The 6,342-nt window shown below is 35.2% G+C and carries 3 protein-coding genes; 1 reads left to right on the forward strand and 2 read right to left on the reverse strand.

Annotated elements, in window-relative coordinates; all coding sequences use genetic code 11:
- The first annotated feature begins 238 nt into the window (after positions 1–238).
- A complete protein-coding gene (locus GSY74_RS01680; protein ID WP_164663384.1) occupies positions 239–640 on the forward strand; it encodes a prepilin-type N-terminal cleavage/methylation domain-containing protein in 402 nt (133 codons plus the stop codon).
- A gap of 7 nt (positions 641–647) precedes the next feature.
- Here GSY74_RS01680 and GSY74_RS01685 read toward each other — a convergent pair whose 3' ends face one another.
- Together GSY74_RS01685 and GSY74_RS01690 are read right to left on the reverse strand one after the other, a co-directional pair.
- Positions 648–4,319, reverse strand: a complete 3,672-nt coding sequence (locus tag GSY74_RS01685; RefSeq protein ID WP_164663385.1) for a translocation/assembly module TamB domain-containing protein — start codon at positions 4,317–4,319, stop codon at positions 648–650.
- Positions 4,316–5,998 carry an autotransporter assembly complex family protein gene (locus tag GSY74_RS01690; RefSeq protein WP_164663386.1) on the reverse strand — a complete coding sequence of 561 codons (1,683 nt, stop codon included), beginning with the start codon at positions 5,996–5,998 and terminating at the stop codon, positions 4,316–4,318. The genes GSY74_RS01685 and GSY74_RS01690 overlap by 4 nt, the downstream gene beginning before the upstream one ends.
- Positions 5,999–6,342: the final 344 nt, after the last annotated feature.

Raw genomic sequence — 6,342 nt, forward strand, 5'->3', positions numbered from 1 at the left:
GAAATTGAAATATTGTAGGGACAATGGCACTGCCTTGTCCTAATAAATCAATGCCAATGAATTAGCGAGGCTGAAGCCATCGGTTCCGTATATGCAATCTGCATTTTTGGAATCGGCGTGTTTACACCCGAACTATTTGGTTCAAAAAAAGCTTAATTCATTGGCATTGGGCTTTAGCCTCGTCTATTGTTTTTACGCGACTAAAGTTTGCGTTTCCTAAAAAAGGAGATTTTTAATTATGAAAAAAGCATTTACCCTTATTGAGGTTATTATGTCAGTACTAATAGTATCTATTGTTGTGATGGGTGCGATGAAGCTACAGAGTCAAAATCGTGATATGGCAGTCTATATCTCCCAAAGAGGTAATAGTGAGTTAGATAACTCTCTGTATCTAGTTAAAAAAACATATCGTTATGATAAAGATGAAAAAGATGCCTACGAGATTTTGCGTGATGAGTTCTACATCAAAGATGATAAGAGTAGAGAGGTACTTAAGGCTATAACTAAAAAGATAAATATTACAGAGGAGGAGGAGATACCCATCTCAATAGAGGAGGGTGCTACACCTATTTTTACTTTTTATACAAATGAGATACTGCTAAAAGGTAAATATCCATCACGGTACTATAATTTTAAGTAATATTTACTTATCTAAACCTCTTCCTAAAATAAATATCAGCACTCTGTGAAGGTATCTCTTTTTGATGCTGACCAACTCTAAGCTTGATATTTTTACTCACATCATGCTCCAAGATAAAGCTATTACCCTGCTTGGAACTTTCGATTATAAACATATTCTTTTTACTAACTTTTTTACCCGTCTCTATAGCAAACCCCTCACCTGTGCCATCATCTTTAACAAATACTCTATCTAGCTCAAACTCATAAGCCAAGTCTCTTGCCGCCTGATTGAGGATAAAGAGTTCAGCCTCTCTACCTAGTGAACCTTCCCCCTCACCTATTTGAGTTGCAGAAACACCAAGCAGTAGATAGGACATAATATCTTTTTTTGGCATAGGTGGTTCAGAGCTAAAACCTATCTTTGGACGGTTTGCATTTCCTCCTACACCTATCTGGATTAGGACTTGTGGTAACTCATACTCTACATTTATATCTAGTAGAGGATTTATCTTCTCATCTCCTGTAAAGACTATGTTTGAGTTTTTTACCTGAAATCTTTTTGGTACTTGGTCAACTCGTCCATTTATATCTTCTATTTTCCCTAATATGCCAAGAGGCTCTCCTAGAAGTTTTTTTGCATTTAGGTTGATGTCAAATATCAGATCAATATCAGGAGTTTTATAGTTTGCTTGTGGTGCTGTTATCTTTATATCAATAGCCGTATGTTTTAAAAACGAATCCTCTTCTCCCTTTTTTTTCTCTTTGTCATCTTTGGTAACAATAACCACATCAGGGTCGTAGTCAGCCTCTAAAAACTTCGCTTCATAAAAAAGTTTCATTTTTCTTATATCTATAAGACCTGTTATACTCTTATCTAATCCTCTCTGCTTATAGTCAATATCACAATTTAAAAACATGCTACCATAGTCGGGGTGACCTAGTGGAAGTTTGTCTATTTTTACCTTTGCATCGAGATTCTCCTCTGTACCATCAGCTTTTACCAAGATATTTGGATATATATCTAGCAGAACAGTCCGTTTTTCCCCTAGATATATTTTTCCAGGTTGATTAAGATAAATCTTTCTGTTTAACTTCTTATCCTCAAACCCTGTGGTTTGCAAATTTAGCTTGTTTATTGTCAATAGCTCTTGGTTATAGTGTGCATCTAGCCCAAGAGCCTCAATATCAAATCCATTTAGTGCTAGTTTAGGAGAGTCAACCTTTGCCCAAATCTCTTCACCTTTAAGCTTTGCATCTACTTTGAGAGAACCATCAATATCAAACTTTTTAAATGCATATAGTTTGTTCAGCTCTATCTGTAGCTTTTTTAGAGAGCTAATCTCAACCCCTGCATTTAGATTTTTCTCTTTTATATTACCTTTCACTTTAGCTAAGAGATACTCTGTTTTTATATCTCCATCTATACCAGAGTCATCATTTTTTATATCAACTTTGGCTTGAAACCTTTTGTTTGAGTCTATCGTTCCTTTGATTTTAAAATGCTCTTTGGAGAGTGTTGCTGAACCTTTTAGATTTAGTTTGACAAACTTATGGTCAAGCTCTTTTGGTAGCTCTATCATCTTATAGAGATAGAGATTTCGTGTTTTTATATCAAATGAAAAACGGTCATGGTCAGGACTCTTTGCCAAAAATCTAATTCTCTTTGAGTCTAAATTTATTAAAGCACCAGATGAGCTATTTTTTATTTTTAGCTTTAGTGGCGTGATAGGGTTTAGGTTAACACCAAATGAGTTAAAGCTTTTTATATCCACACTGGTATCAATATTAAGCTTTTCAGGCTTACTATAGTCTCCACTAAATCTACTATCAAGATTAAATCCAATCTCATTAGAGCTATTTTTTATCTTTAGGCTACCATCCACCATGCTGTTTTTCAAATCAAGCATAATAGGTCTACTCTGCAGAGTCACCTTTGATGGTTTGTTCTCTTTTGTAAAATCTGCATCTCCATCTAGCTTTATGGTTATCTTCTCTGTGCTACCCTGAAGCTCAACTCTAACTTTTGGTGAACTTTTGAGCACTATCTTTTCAGCCTTTAGGAATCGGTTTAGATACTTAGCATTGGCATCTATAGCTATTTTGCCAATATGTTTTAGGCTACTCTCTACACGGTTAAAGTTAAGAGTTACTCTATCTTCAATATGCCCCTTCCCCACCGTGGAGTCAAAATTTGTAGATATATCAACGCTAGTATCACCAGCCAAAGGGTCTGTCTCTCCTTCTAATAGCAATGATTGAAGCTCAAAATCAATATCTTCTCTTTTACCTTTTAATCCTCTAAAATCTACCTTGAATTTGGTATCTTTTAGAGTACCATTTGCAACTACATCTATATCTGCAACGCTCTCTATCGAGAGATTATCATCAGGTATCTGAGACTCTACAAACTCTTTTTTTGGAGTTATATTTGCCAAGAGATTAAACTTTAGAGTATTGTTCAAATCATCTAAGTCTAGTTCCGTATCTCCATCTAATTTCACTAGAGCCACATTGGAGTCTATAGTGGTTTTTATATCTGCAACTACACTCTTATCAAAAACACTATAATCTCCATAAAGCAGAACAGTATCACTCTGTAGGCTATACTCATTTTGCTTTAGGTTTATCTGTTGCAGAACAAGATTATATTTGAGCTTTTTCATATTACCAAAACTTTTGAGTTTGATAGTAGGGGATTCAAAAAATGTCACATTTTGGTCAGCCAAAACTTGACTTAGAAAACTCTGCTTGGGGTTAATGGTCGTATCTAGCTTATAGTTTAGAGTATTGTTCAAATCATCCAAGTTTAGCTTCGCATCTCCATCTAGTTTCAGATAAGCCATGCTCCCCTTTAGCTCCGTTTTGAGTGTCGCTTCGACATCCTTTTTGGGGATATTATAGTTACCAAACAGTATAAGCTTTTTACTATCTACTTGATACTCATTCTGTTTTAGCCCAAGCCTATGGATATTTAGATGATATTTGACCTTCTCCATATTACCATTAGCTTTTATAGTCAAGATTGGATTATTGGTAAGCGTTATATTACTCTCCACAACAAAAGGGTTTAGAAACTCTCTATTTGGTTCAATTTTTGCCAGAAGTTTTACAAAATCATTTTTGATAGAACCATCTAGTTTAAGTTGAGTAACATTAGAATCAAGAGTTAGTTTGATGTCACCCTTATGCTCCTCTTTCATATCTGTTGTGAGGTCTCTAATCTCTAGCTTTGCACTATTAACCTTGTAGGCATCATAGATGATATTTTTGAGGCTAATATCTGCTCGGTTTAGAACTATCTTATCAAAAGGTAGGGTGCTATTGCTCTCACTGCTATTCTCATCGCTACTATTGCTCTCAATTAGTGAGGTTAAATACTCTCTCTCAATCTCTATATCTTCTACTGTGACATGTTTTATATAGAGTATTCGCTCCTCTAGTTTTTCCCAATCAACTTTTAGATTAAGCTCCTTTAGCTTGATTTTCTCTTGATAGTTAACATCTTTGAGCCGAATCCCAGAGAGAAGACCTCCCTCTATAGAGCTATATTTTATACCTTGCTCTTTTAGTTGGTTATCTACCAAGGCTAGTGCTACGGATGGAGACTCTATCAAGAAAACTAAAAAGAGAGAGAGAAATATAACAGTAATAATCAACCAACGAACGAGTGAGTATGGAAATAGAAATAGCTTTTTCAAAATACCTGTCCTATCCCAAGATGTAGTGCAAAGTCACCATCCTCTTGAAACCCAATATCAAATCGCAAAGGTCCAATAATAGAGAGATAACGCATACCCATACCGTAGCTCCTATACCAATCATCCTCAAACTTATCTACCTCTTGTGAAATAGTAGAGCTATCCATAAAACCAACCACAGAGAAGTTTTCACTAAGATAATATCGCCCCTCCAAAGAGGTATCAATAAGCCCCACACCACCAATAGCATCACCATGATAATGCAGACCAAGGTCTCTATACTCATACCCTCTATTACTCATAGCCCCTCCTGCAAAAAAGTGTTTAAAAACAGGTGTCTCTTGGCTAAGTCGTCCCAATCTAACTTTAATAGCAAATACCATTGGCTCTAACTGTTTTATATATCTCCCCTCTGCTAATATCTTCAGATAATCAATCTCCGAAGCTAACTGTTTCATAGCTTTTTCAATATATAGAGAGGTATAATAACCATTTTTTGCATCCATCAGAGAGTCCCTCTTGTCAATCACCAATCTATAAAAAAGAGAGTTGATAAGATAGCTACCATCAAGTATCATCCCATTATCTGACTCTATCTCATTATACTCTAGCTGAAAACCAAAAAAGTGGTCTAGATTTACAAACTTTTTGCCCAAAGTGACTCGCTCTACTGTCAGACCTTCGTTATAACCGTTATATTCCCAATTTTGATAGCTCAACTCATTTCTAAAACTAAAATCACCTATCAGTGGTCGAATCACTCTTGGGTCATAAAATCCTGTATATGCTCTATACCCTTTCTCTGCTATCTTCGCTCCTACCTTGAACTCACGCAAATTTCCAAAAAAATTGTGGTCGATATACTCAGCTCCACCTCTTGCACCCTCATCGGTATCATACCCAAGCATAGAGGCGAACTCTTTGGTCTCCCCCTCTTTAAGTATTATATTTAGAGGAGCCACTTCGCTACTTTTGTTGAAGTCAGCTTTGACCTTTATCTTCTCAAAGACACCTAGCCTGTAGATATTATCATAGCTCTCTTCAACTTTTGATATATCATATAGCTCACCCTCCTCATAGAAAATCTGCTCTGTTATCAACTTATCATCCATATTAGAGCTATTATTCACTTCTGTTTTTCCAAAGTAGTACTTTTTTCCCTTATCAATCGAGATATTAATATCAACTTGGTACGGTCTATCTCTATTAACAAAAGCTTTGGCCTCCATTTTATAAGTTGGATAACCGTTCTCTTCGAGATGTCGAGTGATTTTTCTCTTTGTCTGCGTAAAATCTTTGGTACGAAACCTTTTACCTTTTTCCAATAGTGCAAATCGCTTGAACTCATTATCCATACTTATAGATTTGACTCTTATAGCCTCGCCTATATTGATATATAATATAATTTTATTATTATGAGTTTTACTATTGATTTTTGCTCTATAGTATCCCACACTATAAGCATAGTTTTCTAAGTTCTCAACAAAATCATCTATCTGCTCACTCTCAAATGTAGGGTCACTCTTCCAAAATTTGTATATAGGTGGATACTCTATATGACACACCTTAAGTAAAGTTGCTCGATCAAACTCCCCAGTGATAATATCAACATCCCCGTCAAACTCTATTTTAGTAAATGTTTTAGCAGAGATAAACAGTGTAAATAGTATTAGTATCATTAAATATTTTTTCATATTGTAAATTTTAGCAGATTACTATTATATTATTTTGATTTTTTGTTTATAACTTTATATTTTTCTCTGTTACTTATAAAAATTGTATACTGTTTGGTAATTAGTTGCTTAATTAAGTTGATTTTTATTAGAACTTCAAATAATGCAATGTATGATTCACCATTATACAATCAAGATATTCACGAACTGCATGAGCTACTACATGGTATACCAAGTATCTTGGGCGAACTGCAATGCCAATGAATTAGCGAGGCTGAAGCCATCGTTTCCTTATATGCAATTTGCATTTTCGGAATCGGCGTGTTTACACCCGAACTATTTGGTTCAAA

This window comes from Sulfurovum sp. bin170, assembly GCF_010892395.1.
Classification (GTDB): Bacteria; Campylobacterota; Campylobacteria; order Campylobacterales; family Sulfurovaceae; genus UBA1140.